Source organism: Pseudonocardia cypriaca, from assembly GCF_006717045.1.
Classification (GTDB): Bacteria; Actinomycetota; Actinomycetes; order Mycobacteriales; family Pseudonocardiaceae; genus Pseudonocardia; species Pseudonocardia cypriaca.
The window spans coordinates 1,392,161-1,406,592 of sequence record NZ_VFPH01000002.1 but is presented as its reverse complement, the minus strand read 5'-3'; the positions used below and the strand labels follow the sequence as shown (position 1 = coordinate 1,406,592).

Below are 14,432 nucleotides of genomic sequence, written 5' to 3'. Positions count from 1 at the left end.
TTCCGCGGAACGCGCCTGCAGGCCGGCGACTGCTCGGGTGGCGGGCGGGGGCGGGCAATGCGGTGGAGTGCGCCGGATACCCTGAGATCTCACCGTCCGTCCACCTGGAGTCACCCGTGGCCAGCAAGCCCTCGTCCGCAAAGATCGACACCATCGTCGCGCTCGCCAAGCGTCGCGGCTTCGTCTTCGCGTCGGGGGAGATCTACGGCGGTACCCGGTCGGCGTGGGACTACGGGCCGCTGGGCGTCGAGCTCAAGGAGAACATCAAGCGGCAGTGGTGGAAGGCCACGGTCACCGGCCGCGAGGACGTCGTGGGCCTCGACTCCTCGGTGATCCTGCCGCGCCAGGTGTGGGTGGCGTCCGGCCACGTCGGGGTGTTCACCGACCCGTTGGTGGAGTGCCTGTCCTGCCACCGCCGGTTCCGGGCCGACCAGCTGGCCGAGGAGTACGCCGAGCGGACGGGCAAGCAGGTGTCGGAGGACGACCTGTCCGATGTGCCGTGTCCGAACTGCGGCACCCGCGGCCAGTACACCGAGCCGCGCGACTTCAACATGATGCTCAAGACCTACCTCGGCCCGGTGGAGTCCGAGGAGGGCCTGCACTACCTGCGCCCCGAGACGGCGCAGGGCATCTTCGTGAACTTCCTCAACGTGCAGACCACGTCGCGCAAGAAGCCGCCGTTCGGCATCGGCCAGATGGGCAAGAGCTTCCGCAACGAGATCACGCCCGGCAACTTCATCTTCCGCACGCGCGAGTTCGAGCAGATGGAGATGGAGTACTTCGTCGAGCCCGGCTCCGACGAGGAGCTGCACCAGTACTGGATCGACGAGCGCACCAGCTGGTACGTCGACCTCGGCATCGCGCGCGACAACCTGCGCCACTACGAGCACCCGAAGGAGAAGCTCTCCCACTACTCGAAGCGCACCGTCGACATCGAGTACCGGTTCGGCTTCCAGGGCCAGGAGTGGGGCGAGCTGGAGGGCATCGCCAACCGCACCGACTTCGACCTCAGCACGCACTCCAACCACTCCGGTGTGGACCTGTCGTTCTACGACCAGGCCTCCGGCGCGCGGTACCGGCCGTACGTGATCGAGCCCGCGGCGGGCGTCGGGCGCTCGATGATGGCGTTCCTCGTCGAGGCCTACACCGAGGACGAGGCGCCCAACGCCAAGGGCGGCGTCGACACCCGCGTGGTGCTGCGGTTGGACCGGCGGCTCGCGCCCGTCAAGGCCGCGGTGCTGCCGCTCTCGCGCAACGCCGACCTCTCGCCGAAGGCCCGTGACCTCGCCGCCCAGCTGCGCAAGCACTGGAACGTCGAGTTCGACGACGCGGGCGCGATCGGCCGCCGCTACCGCCGCCAGGACGAGATCGGCACCCCGTTCTGCGTCACGGTCGACTTCGACACCCTGAACGACCAGGCCGTCACGATCCGGGAGCGCGACTCGATGGCGCAGGAGCGCGTGGCGCTCGACCAGGTGGAGTCCTACCTGGCTGCTCGCCTCATCGGCTGCTGACGTTCCAACGAGCGGCGCGTTCGTCGGAACCTATCCGACGAACGCGCCGCTCGTCGGTTCAGGCGGGGGCCGGCAGCAGGCGGTCCAGCAGGTCGTGCAGAGTCACCAGCCCGACGACCGCGCCGTCGGACTCCACCAGCGCGATCTGGTTGCGCCCGGCCTGCATGGCGGACAGGGCGTCGTGGATCGGCAGGTCGGCCGGGAGCGTGCGGATCGGGCGCATGAGCTCGCCCGCCGTGGTGCCCGGCGGCACGGCCAGCGCGTCGCGGACGTGCACCACCCCGACCGCGTGCCCTTCGCCGTCGCCGACGACGAGCCGCAGGTGGCCGCTCTCCCGGGCGGCGGCGCGGATCGCGGCGGCGTCGGCGCTGGTGGACACGCCTGCCACCTCCGACCGCGGCCGTGCGACCTCGCGCAGCGGTGCCCGGTCCAGCTCGAGCGCGGTGACGATCTGATCGCGCCGTCCCGGGTCGAGGGAACCCGCCGTGGCGGAGTGCTCCACCAGCTCGCGCAGGTCGTCCGGGTTGCGCCCGTTCGCCAGCTCGTCGACCGGTTCGACGCCGACCCGGTGCAGGCACCAGTTCGCCATGCCGTTCAGCGCGACCAGCACCGGGCGCGTGAGCAGCATGAACGCGCGCATCGGCAGCGCCAGCATGGTGGCGGAGCGTTCGGGGTGGGCGATCGCCCATGACTTGGGCGCCATCTCGCCGACCACCAGGTGCACGAACGTGACGACGATCAGCGACAGCAGGAACGAGACGACCGTGGCCCACGGGTCGCCGAGCCCGCCGAACAGCGGGTGCAGCAGCTCCTCGACTGCCGGCTTGCCGATGGCGCCGAGCCCGACGGTGCAGAGCGTGATGCCCAGCTGCGAGCCGGCGAGCAGCATCGAGAGGTCCCGCGCCGAGCGCAGCGCCGCCCTGGCCGACGCACTGGTGACGGCGGCCTCCTCCAAGCGGTAGCGGCGGGCCGCGACGAGCGCGAACTCGATCGCCACGAAGAAGGCCGAGAGCGCGACCAGCAGCACGGAGACCCCGAGCGAGACACCGATGCTCATGCCGGCACCTCCGCTTCGGCCCAGGCCAGCCGCACCGAGGACGGCACGTGCCGCTCGACGGCGAGCACCGTGATGGCGAGCGTGCGGGGCGGCTCGCCCTCCTCGGACAGAGACGGGTTCTGCAGGGTGAGCCGCACGCCGTCGCCGGGTTCGGGGAGCCGCTGCAGCTCGTCGATCACGAGGCCGCCGATGGTCTGGTAGCCGCCTTCGGGCAGATCGGCGTCGAGCAAGCGCTCCACCTCCTCGACGGAGAGCGTGCCGGGCACGGTCCACTCGCCGTCGCCCGCGGCGAGGCCGTCGGCGCCCGCCGGGTCGTGCTCGTCGGTGATCTCGCCGACGAGCTCCTCCGCGATGTCCTCGACCGTGACGACGCCCGCGAGGCCGCCGTACTCGTCGACGACCACGGCGAACTCGTCGTCGGCCGCGCGCAGCCGGTCGAGCACGGTGGGCAGCGGCAGCGATGCCGGCACGAGCACGGGCGTGCGGGCCACGTCGGAGACGCGCAGGGTGGCCAGGTCGGCCCGGCCCTCGCAGGCGAGGAGGTCGCGCAGGCAGATCACGCCCACCACGTCGTCGGGGCTCTCGCCGATCACCGGGAGGCGCGAGTGGCCGGATGCCATCACCTCGACCAGCTCGGAGATCGGGGCGTCGGCTCGGATCGAGGTGACCCGGGGCCGCGGGATCATCGCGGCGCGCGCGGTGCGGTCGGTGAAGTCGAGGACGCGGTCCAGCAGGGTGGACAGGTCGTCGTCGAGGTCGCCGCTGTCGCGGGACTCGTCGATGATCGCTTCCAGGTCGCGCGGGGTGGCCGCGTGCTCGACGTCGTGCACCGGCTCGATCCGCAGCGCCTTGAGCAGCACGTTCGAGGCGGCGTCGAACAGCCGGATCAGCCAGCCGAACGCGGCCAGGTAGATCGAGGTGGAGAGCGCGAGTGCGCGGGCCACCGGTTCGGGCCGGGCGATCGCGAGGTTCTTGGGGAACAGCTCGCCGAACACCATCTGCACGACCGTGACGACGACCAGCGCCACCAGGGCGCCGACGGCGACCCCGAGGCCGGTGTCGCCCAGCAGCTCCGCCACCCCGTCGCCGATCATCGGTTCGGCCACGTAGCCGGCCAGCAGGCCGGTGACGGTGATGCCCAGCTGCGCGCCGGAGAGCATGAACGAGGTGCGGCGGGTGATGCCGAGTGCGCGGCGTGCACCGGCGTCGCCGGCGGAGGCGCGGGCCTGGAGGCGGGAGCGGTCGACGGCCATGTAGCCGAACTCCTGGGCCACGAAGTAGCCGGTGAGCACGGTGAGGGCGCCGACGGTCAGCACGCCGAGGAGGATGGAGAGGATGGTCACGGGCGAGCCGCCCGTCGAGAACGCCGTCCTGCGAGGACGGCGCCGGTACTTTCTGCGGGATCCATGATTCCTGTGCCGGTGGGTATGGAGATTCCTCTCGCGCAACGCTGGAGATCACCAGGGCGTTCCCCGCCCGGTGGAGGATCACGTCACACGATCGGCGTGTTCGCGCCCGATCCCCGTCGCCGCCGATCGCTACCCTTGGCCTCGTGACGGAAGCGGGGGCTGCCTCCTTGTCGGGGCTCCGGGAGCTCGGTGCGGCGTTGCGGAAGTGGGCGCCGGACGGCGTCGGGGTGGTGCGGGTGCTCGCACGGCACGGCTTCGGCACCGTCGAGAGCGGGCAGCTCGTCGCAGGCACGACGGGTGGCTCGGTGGCCGGCGCGCTGTACCGCGGCACGCTCGACGACGCGGTCGTGCCGCTGGCCGCGGCCGCGGTGTCCGGACCGCACACCCGGGAGGCGCACGTGGCGGAGGCCGCGGCGCTCGACGCCGGGCTCGCGTGCGCGGGCGGCGCCACGCTGCTGGGCCACCCGTTGCCGGCCGAACAGGCCGCGGCGCTGGGAGAGGCCCTCGAACGGGGTGTGCCGGCCGCGCTGGTCTCCACCGTGCAGGGCACCGGGGCGGTCGTGCTCACGGGGCCCGAGCTGGAGTCCGTCCACGGGTCGTTGGGCACGGCGGAGCTCGACGCGGAGGCCACCGGGGCCGCTCGCGGGCTGCTCCGCCGCGGTGCCACGGCCACCGAGCGGGTGCCGGCGGGCGAGGTCGAGCTGCTGGTCGACATCTGGGTGCCGGTGCCGTCGGTGCTGGTCGCCGGGGCGGGCGCGATCGGGGAGGCGCTGCTCGCGCAGGCCGGGCTGCTCGGTTGGGCGGCGCGCGCCGAGACCGACCTCGATGCCGTCCACACCGCCGTCGCCGAGTTCACCGACGCCGACGTCCTCGTGCTGCTCGACCACGCGCCCGCGTTCGACGTCGTGCTGGTCGACGCGTTGCGGCGAGGGCGGGGCTTCATCGGCGCGCTGGGTTCGCGCCGCACCCAGGCCGCGCGCCGGGAGCGGCTGCTGGCGGCCGGCCTCACCGAGGCCGAGCTGGCCCGGCTGCACGGCCCGGTCGGGCTCGACCTCGGCGCCCGCACCCCGGCGGAGACGGCGGTGTCGATCGTCGCGCAGGTCGTGGCGGCCCGGTCCGGGCGGGCGGGCACCGCGCTCGTCGCCGGTGAGGGCCGGATCGGCTGATGACGGCGCGCCACGACTTCAGCAGGGCCGTCGCGGCCGGGTCACCCCGCCGCGCCGCGGACCTGGTGGCGGCCGAGGCGCCCACCCTCCCGCTCCGCGACCTCCCCCCTCCGCCACGGCGGCGGGGCTGGGTCTTCCGGCTGGTCGTCGGCGCCGTGCTGATGGCCGCGCTGGTGGTGGGGGGCACCGCTTTCCGCGTGTGGCAGGTGGCGCGGGTCGACGACCGGCAGCCGGTCGACGCCGTGATCGTGCTCGGGGCCGCGCAGTACGACGGCGAACCCAGCTCGATCTTCGCCTACCGGCTGCGGCACGCGGAGGCGCTGTACGAGGAGGGCCTCGCCCCGCGGATCGTCACCACCGGTGGCAACCGCGCGGGCGACGTCTACACCGAGGCCGAGGCCGGGCGCCGCTACCTGATCGAGCGCGGGGTGCCCGCCGATGCCGTGATCGCCGTCGCGGAGGGATCGGACACCCTCGGCAGCATGCAGGCCGTGGCGGCGCGGGCGGAGCAGGACGGCTGGTCGAGCGCGCTGGTCGTGAGCGACCCGTGGCACTCGCTGCGCGCCCGCACGATGGCCCGCGAAAGCGGCCTCGACGCATGGACCTCACCCACCCGCAGCGGCCCGGTCGTGCAGACCCGGGAGACGCAGCTGCGCTACATCGTCCGCGAGACCGCCGCGTTGCTGTACTACCAGCTCACCCACGCGTCCGTGGACACCGAGTCCACGGGGCTCGGCTAGTGCTCGAGTACTCCGCGCACGACCGCGCCCGCCCCGCGCCCGAGCCGGCGAAGGGTGCGGGCACGGAGCGGCGCAGCCCGTTCGCCCGCGACCGCGCCCGGGTGCTGCACTCCGCCGCGCTGCGCCGCCTGGCCGGCAAGACCCAGGTCGTCGGGCCGGGGGAGGGCGCCGAGATCAGCGGGGTGCCGCGCACCCGGCTCACCCACTCCCTCGAGGTCGCGCAGATCGGGCGGGGGATCGCCGAGGAGCTGGGCTGCGACCCGGACGTCGTCGACACCGCGGGGCTCGCCCACGACATCGGGCACCCGCCGTTCGGGCACAACGGGGAGCGCGCGCTCGACGAGTTCGCCGCCGGCTGCGGGCTGCACGGCGGTTTCGAGGGCAACGCGCAGACGCTGCGCATCCTCACCCGGCTGGAGCCGAAGATCGACGGGATGGGCCTCAACCTCACGCGGGCCACGCTGGACGCGTCCTGCAAGTACCCGTGGGTGCGGCGGCCCGGCGACCGCAAGTACAGCGCCTACCCCGAGGACGCGGACGTGTTCGCCTGGGTCCGCGAGGGCGCTCCGCCGGAACGGCGATGCCTCGAGGCCCAGATCATGGACTGGTCCGACGACGTCGCGTACTCCGTGCACGACGTCGAGGACGGCATCCTCGCCGGACGCATCGACCTCGCCGCGCTCGGCGTCCCGGGGGAGCGGGCCGCGCTCGTCGACCTCGCGGTGCGGCACTTCGGGGGCGAGCCGGGCGCGCTGGCCGACGCGGCCGACGCGCTGATGGCGCTGCCGGTCGTCGCCGCCGTGCGCGGGTTCTCGGCGGCGTCCGCGTCCGCCGTCGACCACGTGGCGCTCAAGCGGCTCACCAGCGAGCTGGTGGGCCGGTTCGTACACGCGGCCGTCGATGCCACGATCGCCGCTCACGGCGACCGCGCGCTGCTGCGCTACGCCGCCGACCTAGTCGTCCCGGCCCGGGCCGCGGCCGAGGTCGCCCTGCTCAAGGCGGTGGCCCTGCGGTACGTGATGAGCGACCCCGGGCGGCTCGCGATGCAGGCCCGCCAGCGCGAGCTGCTCGTCGAGCTGGCCACGGCCCTCCGCGACGGCGCCCCGGAGTCCCTCGATCCGGTGTTCGCCGCCGAGTGGAAGAGCGCCGCCGACGACGCCGCCCGGTTGCGGGTGGTGCTCGACCAGGTCGCGATCCTCACCGACCAGCAGGCCGTCGCCCGTCATCGAGCCATCGCGGTCCACCGGGGACGCTAGCTCGTGCATGGAGGACCAGGGCCCGGACGAGGCACCCGAAAGCGGCAGCGGTGGCGAGTGTGCGGACCACGTGCCAGCGGGCCCAGCGGGTCTCGTCGAAGGCGTCGCGCACGGCCGCCAGGTCGGCGATGCGGTCGGGAGCGCCTGCCGCGACGAGGCCGTTGCCGAGCGGGACGTTGACCGCCATGGTGATGACGAAGGTCGCCAGGTAGAGGCCGAACGCCACCGCGACCCACGGCAGCGGCGAGCGGTCGTCGCCGCGCACGTAGAGGACTGCGGCGACGGCGGTGAACACCAGCGCGCCCGTGAAGGTGAGCATGAACAGGGGGCTGTAGATCGCCCGGTCGAGGGCCTGGAACGCGCCGACGAACGTGCGGTCGTCGGTGGCTCGCAGGCCCGGCATGATCGTGACGGCCCAGTCGCCGAACACGCCGGCCACCAGCCCCATGGCGATGGTGGCCGGCAAGAGGTTGGCGGCCTGCCAGGATCGCAGCCTCATGGCCCGAGCGCCGGTCGGTCGTTGCTGGTCTCGGTCATGTCGGTCTCCCCACGTGGCGGTCTGCCCACGATCGGGCCCGAGGGCGGTGGCGATCAACGGTGAAGTGGGCAACGCTCGTTAACCGACACGTTCACGAACGGATCGGCGCCCCGAGCCGTCACGAACTCCCGGACCGTCTCGTCCTCCTGATGACATCGACATCGAGGAGGGCGACATGCCACGCATTCCCGCGGTTCCCGAGTCCGAGGCCGGGTTCTTCGGCCGGCTCGTGTACCGCTTGGCGCGCCGGATGTTCGGCGACGTCCCGGAGCCGTTCGCGGTGGTCCGGCACAACCCTCGGCTGTTCTGGGCGTCGCTGGTGGCCGACGGCGTGCAGGAGTGGGCGCCCCGCGTGCTGCCGAAGCGGGTGCGCGAGCTGGCCGTGTACCGGACGGCCACGGTGGTGGGCTGCTCGTGGTGCGTCGACTTCGGCACCATGCTGCAGCGCCTCGACGGGCTCGACGTCCAGCGGCTGCAGCACATCGACGAGTACCGGACCAGCCCGCTCTACGACCGGGCCGAGCGGCTCGCGATCGCCTACGCCGACGCGATGACCGCCCAGCCGATGACGGTGACCGACGTGCAGGTGGCCGAGCTGGAGGCCGAGTTCGGGCGGGCCGGGGTCGTGGAGCTCACCCATTCCATCGCGCTGGAGAACATGCGCGGCCGGTTCAACCACGCCCTCGGTATCACCGACCAGGGCTTCGACGCGGCCTGCAAGGTGCGCCTCAAGCCGGCAGGTGCGCCAGCTTCTCGGGGTTGACCTGGTAGTAGATGGCGGCGATCCGGCCGTCGCGGACGGCGAAGACCCCGACCGCGCCGGCCGGTGACACGCCCGCCGGGAGCCGCATGCCGGGCTCGCCGTTCACCTGCACGGGCGTGCCGCGCAGCATGTTCTCGCCGTACCTGTCGAGGAGCCCGAGCAGCAGCCGGGTGACCTTCTCCGCGCCGACGACCGGGTGGCGGGCCGCCCGCGTCTTGCCGTCCGAGTCGTTCAGCCAGACGACGTCCGGGTGCAGGAGCTCGACGAGCGCGGCTCCGTCGGCCCGTGACATCGCCTCGGCGAACCGGGTCAGCAGGGCCTCCTGCTCCGCCGTGGATGCGCGTGGCGGCGGGTCGGCGTCGGCGACGATCCGGCGGGCCCGTGCCGCGTGCTGGCGGGCTGCGGGCTCCGAGCAGCCGAGCACGTCCGCGATGTGCGCGTACGGCAGCGCCAGGGCCTCGTGCAGCACGAACGCCACCCGCTGCGGCGGGGTCAGCCGCTCCAGCACCACCATCGCGGCCATCCGCACACCCTCGTCGCGCACCACCGCGGCGAGCGGTTCGTCGGCCTCGCCGGTGGTGAGCAGCGGCTCGGGCAGCCACGGGCCGACGTACCGTTCGCGGCGGGCGGCGGCGGAGCGGAGCCGGTCGAGGCACAGCCGGCCGACGACGGTGGTGAGCCAGGCGCGCTCGTCGCGGATCTTCGCCCGCGTCTCCTCGTCGAGCCCGGCGAGCCGCAGCCACGCCTCCTGCACCGCGTCCTCCGCGTCGGCGACGCTGCCGGTGATGCGGTAGCCGACCCGGACGAGATGTGCCCGATGCTCCTCGAACACCCGCTCGTCGGTCAGCATGATCCCGACGCTACGCCGCCGGCGCCCGCGGCCACCGGCGCCGGGCGGCGGGCGAGGACCCGGATCCGGGCCCCGCGGTGCGGGACGAGCGTGATGTGCTTGGCCCGCTGGCGCTCGGACCGGGCGGTGGTGGGGGCCAGCTCGACGCGGCGCAGGATCTCGCGCAGCACCACCCGCATCTCCACCTGCGCGAACGTCGCACCGAGGCAGCGCCGCGCACCGCCGCCGAACGGCAGCCACGTGGTCGGGGTGAGCGTGGCGCCGACCATCCGGTCGGGGTCGAAGCGCAGCGGGTCGGGGTAGTGCCTCGCCGAGTTGTGCACGAGCCCGATGGCCGGCGAGACGGTCACCCCCGCGGGCAGCCTGCGTCCGGCCAGCTCGACGGGTGCGGTCAGCTTGCGGACCACGTCGAAGAGCACGGGACGCACCCGCAGGCTCTCCCGGACGATCGCGTCCAGGTAGTCGTCGTCGCCCTCGTCCGCGGCGCGCACCGCACGGGCGAGCGCGGCGGGGTGGCGCACGAGCCGTTCGAGGGTCCAGGACAGCGCGGTGGCGGTGGTCTCGTGACCGGCCAGCAGCAGCGTCATGAGCTGGTCGCGCAGCTCGTCGTCGGTCATGTCCGCCGAGCGGACCAGCATCGCGAGGACGTCGGTCCGCTCGTCCAGTTCGGGGTCGGTGCGGCAGTTCGCGATCTCGGCGCGGAGCAGCCGGCCGGCCTCGGCACGCGCGCGGCGCACACCGGCCCACGGCCTGAGGCCGAGCACGCTCGGACGGATCATGGCGGCGGCCGCCATGAACCCCGTGTCGACGACGGGCGGCAGCGCCCGGCGCAGCGCGTCGAGGCGGCGCTCGTCCCGCGTGCCGATCACGATGCGCAGGATGACCTCGAGCGTGATCGCGGACATCCGCGGTGCCACCCGGAACTCGCGACCGACGGGCCACGTCGCGACGTCCGCGGCGGCGATCGCAGCCATCTGCTCGGTCTGGCGGCGCACCGCGTCCCGGTGGAACGGGGGCAGCATCTGCCGACGTCGTTCGCGGTGCTCCTGCCCGTCCAACAGGAGCAGGGAGCTCTCGCCGAGGACACCGCCCACCACGGTGTTCCCCTCGCCGGCGCGGTAGGTCGCGGGGTCGCCTGCGAAGACCGTCTTGATGTCGTCGGGATCGGCGAGGAACACGACCGTGCCGATGGGCGCCACGCGCACGGCGAAGGTGTCGCCGTAGCGGCGGTGGCAGCGGGCGAGCCACCAGCGGGGGAGTCCCCAGAGCAGCGGGGTCTGGACGGCCAGTGGGAGGCGGGGGCCCGGGACGGTGTCCATGTCGGCCGATCATACGTACGTATAGATCCGGTGACTAGGATCGCCGCGTGGGACACCGGGAGGACCTGCTCGCCGCGGCGCGCCGCTGCCTGGAGAAACGCGGGTACGCGCGCACGACCGCACGGGACCTGGTGGCCGACTCGGGCACGAACCTCGCCTCGATCGGCTACCACTTCGGCTCCAAGGAGGCACTGCTCAACGCGGCGCTGGGGGAGTCGTTCCAGGAGTGGGCCGAGCGAGTCCGGTCGCTCGCGCTCGCCGTCGAGCCGACCGCCGACACGAAGACGCTGCTCGCGGCGTCCTGGGACGCGATGATCACCTCTTTCGCCGAGTACCGCGGGCTCGCCGTGGCGTTCACCGAGGCGCTCGCCCAGGCCGAACGCCAACCCGAGCTGCGTGCCCAGCTCGCGGCGATCTACGAGCAGAGCCGCGCGTCCGTCGCGGCGATGATCACCGAGATCATCGGGGTGCCCGCGGGTCCGGCGAGGGCGCTCGCCACCTTCCAGATCGTGGTCTGCGACGGCCTGCTCGTGCAGTGGCTGCTCGACCCGGACGCCACCCCGTCCGGTTCGGACCTCGCCGACGCGTTCATGCTGGCGCTGGGTGCGGACTAGCCAGTGCGTCGGTGCTCGTGCTGGGTGGTCGCGGCATGATCCGGTGTATCGGTTCGCTATTGCTGTGGCGGCAGCCATGGGCAACCGATACACGCGATCTTGGTGGGCATGATCCGGTGTATCGGGCGGTCATGGTTGTCGGTACAGCCATGGGCAACCGCCAGTTCGGATCATGGTCGCCCGGCGGCGCGGTCCCTGCGTCCTGATCGGTTCTCATCGGGTCGACCTGGTCGGTGAGTCGCCGGTGGGCGCGCCGTTCCCGGCTCGGGCCTCTCGGCGCCCGGCCCCGTTCCTCGGCCTCTCGGGTGTTCCCCAGGTTCCGGTCGGCCCCTTCAGTTGTGAGGGTGGCTGGGTTGGGTCAACTACCGAATTCTGTGGTTGCGTCGCCGGCCGTCCCCGACTTGGGGGCACGGCGGTCGAGGACGGCTGCGTCCTCAGAGGTGGTGTACGAGTCCCTCGCTGGTGAGCGGCGTGGCGTCGTGATGTGAGACGGCCACCGCGTGATCTTGATGAGTACCGACCAAGGAACTCACCGAGAGGATCACCACGATGGCCGCACCGCACCATATCGAGGTCACCGAACTGTTGGAGCAGCAGCTGCAGGGCGCGTCGCCGGATCTACTCCGGCAGATGATCGCCTCGCTGGCGAACGCGATGATGTCCGCCCAGGCCGACCAGGCCTGCGGCGCCGACTACGGCGAACGCAGCCAGGAGCGGGTCAACCGGCGCAACGGGTATCGGGCCCGGGAATGGGACACCCGCGCCGGCACCGTCGAGCTCGCCGTGCCGAAGCTGCGCGAGGGCTCCTACTTCCCCGACTGGCTGCTGACCCACCGCCGCCGCGCCGAGCAGGCCCTGGTCACCGTCGTGGCCACCGCCTACCTACTCGGCGTCTCCACCCGCCGAGTCGAGCGCCTCGCCGAGCAGCTCGGCGTCAAGTCGCTGTCCCGATCGCAGGTGTCGGAGATGGCCACCCACCTCGACGCCCAGGTCACCGCGTTCCGGCAGCGCCCCCTCGATCACGGGCCCTACACGTTCGTCTGGGTCGACGCTCTCGTGGTGAAGGTCCGCGAGGACGGCCGCGTGGTCAACGTGCACGCGCTCGTGGCGACCGGGGTGAACGCCGATGGCCATCGGGAGATCCTCGGCCTGGACGTCGCCAGCGCCGAAGACGGCGCCGGCTGGCTGGCGTTCCTGCGCGGACTGGTCGCCCGCGGCCTGTCCGGGGTGCAGCTGGTCATCTCCGACGCCCACCCCGGCCTGGTCGCGGCGATCGGCTCCGCGTTGCCCGGCGCGGCCTGGCAGCGGTGTCGCACCCACTACCTGCGCAACCTGCTCACCCGCGTCCCGAAGAGCGCGCAGCCGCACGTGGCCACCCAGGTGCGCACCATCTTCGACCAGGCCGACACCGACGCCGTGCACGCCCAGTACGACCGCGTCATCGACGCCCTCGAGCCCCGCTTCCGCGACGCGGCCCAACACCTCGAAGCGGCCCGCGCCGAGCTACTGGCCTTCACCAGCTATCCACGCGAGATCTGGCGCCAGATCTGGTCCAACAACCCGCAAGAGCGGCTGAACAAGGAGATCCGCCGCCGCACCGACGTGGTCGGGATCTTCCCCGGCCGCGACGCCCTGATCCGCCTGGTCGGCGCCGTCCTGGCCGAGCAGAGCGACGAATGGACCGAAGGCCGCCGCTACATGGGCCTGGAACTGCTGGCCAAGTCCCGCATCCGCATCATCACCACCGAACCCAACCCGGCCACCAGCGAGCCACCGGTGACAACCGAGGCGCTCACCGCATAACCTTCACCAAGATCACGCGGGGGCGATCTTGTACACCACCTCCGCGGACGTGGCCTCGAGGACGAGACCGCCGCGGTTGCGTGCCACGCGACCTGCTGTGGTCCCGACCTTCACACCCAAGCCCATCCCGCACGGTCAGGTCAGACCAATCCAGGGATGAGGCTTCTCGCACAAAACGTCCATGATCAGCCGGGGTGGTCGGGGTGGGAACGGGACCACAGCCGGTTGCGTCGCTCCCAGGTTTCGTGTTCGTCAGGGACCGCCGTGCCCCCGCGTCGGGGACGGCCGCCAGCGCAACCACGGAATTCGGTAGTGAACCCAACCCAGCCATCTCCATAAGGGGGGGAGAGGTGAACCGGATCGCCACACCAGCAGCCGGGGGCGGACAGGTGAGGCTGGGAGGCCCGAGCCGGGTACGGCGCGCCCACCGGAACGGTCTCCCCACCACAACGGCACCGCGCGCGTTCCGCGGAACGCACAAGAGGCACCGTGCACACCTTCCCGCCACGACACACACCGCCGGCCATGTGCACCGACACCACACGATGTGCACGCCCATCGGGCGGGCGTTCACTCGTCTATGGCCCCGGGACACCCGAGTCCGGCGGCAGCTCCTGGCCGGGGCAGTCGCTCAGCACGCCGGCGATCGCGTCCCGTTCCGCGGCGGTGACCCACAGGTGGTACTTGGCCTTCGCCGCCACCTGCCGGGCCACGTAGGTGCAGCGGTAGTCCCGGGCGGGTGGGAGCCACGTCGCCGCGTCGCCGTCGCCCTTCGACTGGTTGACCGCTCCCTCGGTGGCCATCAGGTTGAGCGGGTCGTTCGCGAACAGCTCGCGGGCCCCGATGTCGAGCTGCTGGGCCCCGGTCTGCCACGCGTTGGAGAGCGCGACGACGTGGTCGATCTGCACGTCGTCGCTGGTGTCCTGGCCGCGCCGGAACGGGATCGTGCGGCCGGTGTACGGGTCGGCGAGCGTCCCGGACTGCACCACGCAGTCGCGGGTGCCGGACTTGTACTCGACGTCGGTGAGGTCGCGGGCGAGCACGTCGTTGCGCTGGTCGCAGCCGTTGCGGTCGATGTCGCGCCAGCTCTGGCCGAACTGGTCGCGGTCGTACCCGGTGAGCGGTGCCCTGCCCTTGACCGGAAGCGCGGCTAGTGCCGTTGCGGCGTCGCCGGTCGGGGCCTGCCTGGGCTCGATCCGCACTTGGAACTCGGCGCAGCCCGTCAGCAGTGCGGTGGTCAGGATCATCAGGATGAAGCCAGTGCACCCCCGGTTACGCACCGTCATATGATGCACGTGGTGCGTCACCCGTACGGGGTCGAGGGCGCCGTGGCCCGATTCATCGGCCGAACGGCCGACTGTTCTTGCGGAATCCATACCTCTGGCTGAGGCCGCTCTTCGCAT

The 14,432-nt window shown here is 72.6% G+C and carries 13 protein-coding genes; 7 read left to right on the top strand and 6 right to left on the bottom strand.

The window, feature by feature from the left end:
• The first annotated feature begins 116 nt into the window (after positions 1-116).
• Complete coding sequence (locus tag FB388_RS24290) at positions 117-1,514, top strand: glycine--tRNA ligase (protein WP_142104487.1); 1,398 nt, start codon at positions 117-119, stop codon at positions 1,512-1,514.
• Between the two features lie 58 nt (positions 1,515-1,572).
• Here FB388_RS24290 and FB388_RS24285 read toward each other — a convergent pair whose 3' ends face one another.
• Positions 1,573-2,571, bottom strand: coding sequence for a hemolysin family protein (locus FB388_RS24285; RefSeq protein WP_142104486.1), 999 nt, complete (start codon positions 2,569-2,571; stop codon positions 1,573-1,575).
• Entirely contained in the window at positions 2,568-3,914 is a 1,347-nt protein-coding gene (locus FB388_RS24280) for a hemolysin family protein (RefSeq protein ID WP_142104485.1), read from the bottom strand. Before FB388_RS24280 ends, FB388_RS24285 begins: the two co-directional genes overlap by 4 nt.
• Before the next feature lie 209 nt (positions 3,915-4,123).
• On the opposite strand from FB388_RS24280, the gene FB388_RS24275 reads away from it, so the two are divergent.
• From FB388_RS24275 to FB388_RS24265, 3 genes are all read left to right on the top strand, one after another.
• Positions 4,124-5,146 (top strand): XdhC family protein, encoded by a 1,023-nt coding sequence (locus FB388_RS24275; protein WP_246122351.1) that lies wholly within the window; start codon positions 4,124-4,126, stop codon positions 5,144-5,146.
• A gap of 161 nt (positions 5,147-5,307) precedes the next feature.
• Positions 5,308-5,886 carry a YdcF family protein gene (locus FB388_RS24270; protein ID WP_246122596.1) on the top strand — a complete coding sequence of 193 codons (579 nt, stop codon included), beginning with the start codon at positions 5,308-5,310 and terminating at the stop codon, positions 5,884-5,886.
• A complete protein-coding gene (locus FB388_RS24265; protein WP_142104483.1) occupies positions 5,886-7,142 on the top strand; it encodes a deoxyguanosinetriphosphate triphosphohydrolase in 1,257 nt (418 codons plus the stop codon). The genes FB388_RS24270 and FB388_RS24265 overlap by 1 nt, the downstream gene beginning before the upstream one ends.
• Here FB388_RS24265 and FB388_RS24260 read toward each other — a convergent pair.
• Complete coding sequence (locus FB388_RS24260) at positions 7,084-7,641, bottom strand: anthrone oxygenase family protein (protein WP_142104482.1); 558 nt, start codon at positions 7,639-7,641, stop codon at positions 7,084-7,086. The two genes, FB388_RS24265 and FB388_RS24260, sit on opposite strands and share 59 nt — an antisense overlap.
• Before the next feature lie 214 nt (positions 7,642-7,855).
• Here FB388_RS24260 and FB388_RS24255 point away from each other — a divergent pair, with 214 nt between their 5' ends.
• On the top strand, positions 7,856-8,443 hold the full coding sequence (locus tag FB388_RS24255; RefSeq protein ID WP_142104481.1) for a carboxymuconolactone decarboxylase family protein: 588 nt from the start codon (positions 7,856-7,858) through the stop codon (positions 8,441-8,443).
• Here the strand turns inward: FB388_RS24255 and sigJ are convergent.
• Positions 8,409-9,293, bottom strand: coding sequence for an RNA polymerase sigma factor SigJ (sigJ, locus tag FB388_RS24250; protein WP_142104480.1), 885 nt, complete (start codon positions 9,291-9,293; stop codon positions 8,409-8,411). The two genes, FB388_RS24255 and sigJ, sit on opposite strands and share 35 nt — an antisense overlap.
• Positions 9,287-10,612 carry a cytochrome P450 gene (locus FB388_RS24245; RefSeq protein WP_142104479.1) on the bottom strand — a complete coding sequence of 442 codons (1,326 nt, stop codon included), beginning with the start codon at positions 10,610-10,612 and terminating at the stop codon, positions 9,287-9,289. The genes sigJ and FB388_RS24245 overlap by 7 nt, the downstream gene beginning before the upstream one ends.
• Before the next feature lie 47 nt (positions 10,613-10,659).
• Between FB388_RS24245 and FB388_RS24240 the strand changes: the two genes are divergently transcribed.
• Together FB388_RS24240 and FB388_RS24235 are read left to right on the top strand one after the other, a co-directional pair.
• A complete protein-coding gene (locus tag FB388_RS24240) occupies positions 10,660-11,226 on the top strand; it encodes a TetR/AcrR family transcriptional regulator (RefSeq protein WP_142104478.1) in 567 nt (188 codons plus the stop codon).
• 549 nt (positions 11,227-11,775) lie between these two features.
• Entirely contained in the window at positions 11,776-13,029 is a 1,254-nt protein-coding gene (locus tag FB388_RS24235; RefSeq protein WP_142098121.1) for an IS256 family transposase, read from the top strand.
• A 578-nt stretch (positions 13,030-13,607) separates the two neighbouring features.
• Here the strand turns inward: FB388_RS24235 and FB388_RS24230 are convergent.
• A complete protein-coding gene (locus tag FB388_RS24230) occupies positions 13,608-14,276 on the bottom strand; it encodes an HNH endonuclease family protein (RefSeq protein WP_142104477.1) in 669 nt (222 codons plus the stop codon).
• Positions 14,277-14,432: the final 156 nt, after the last annotated feature.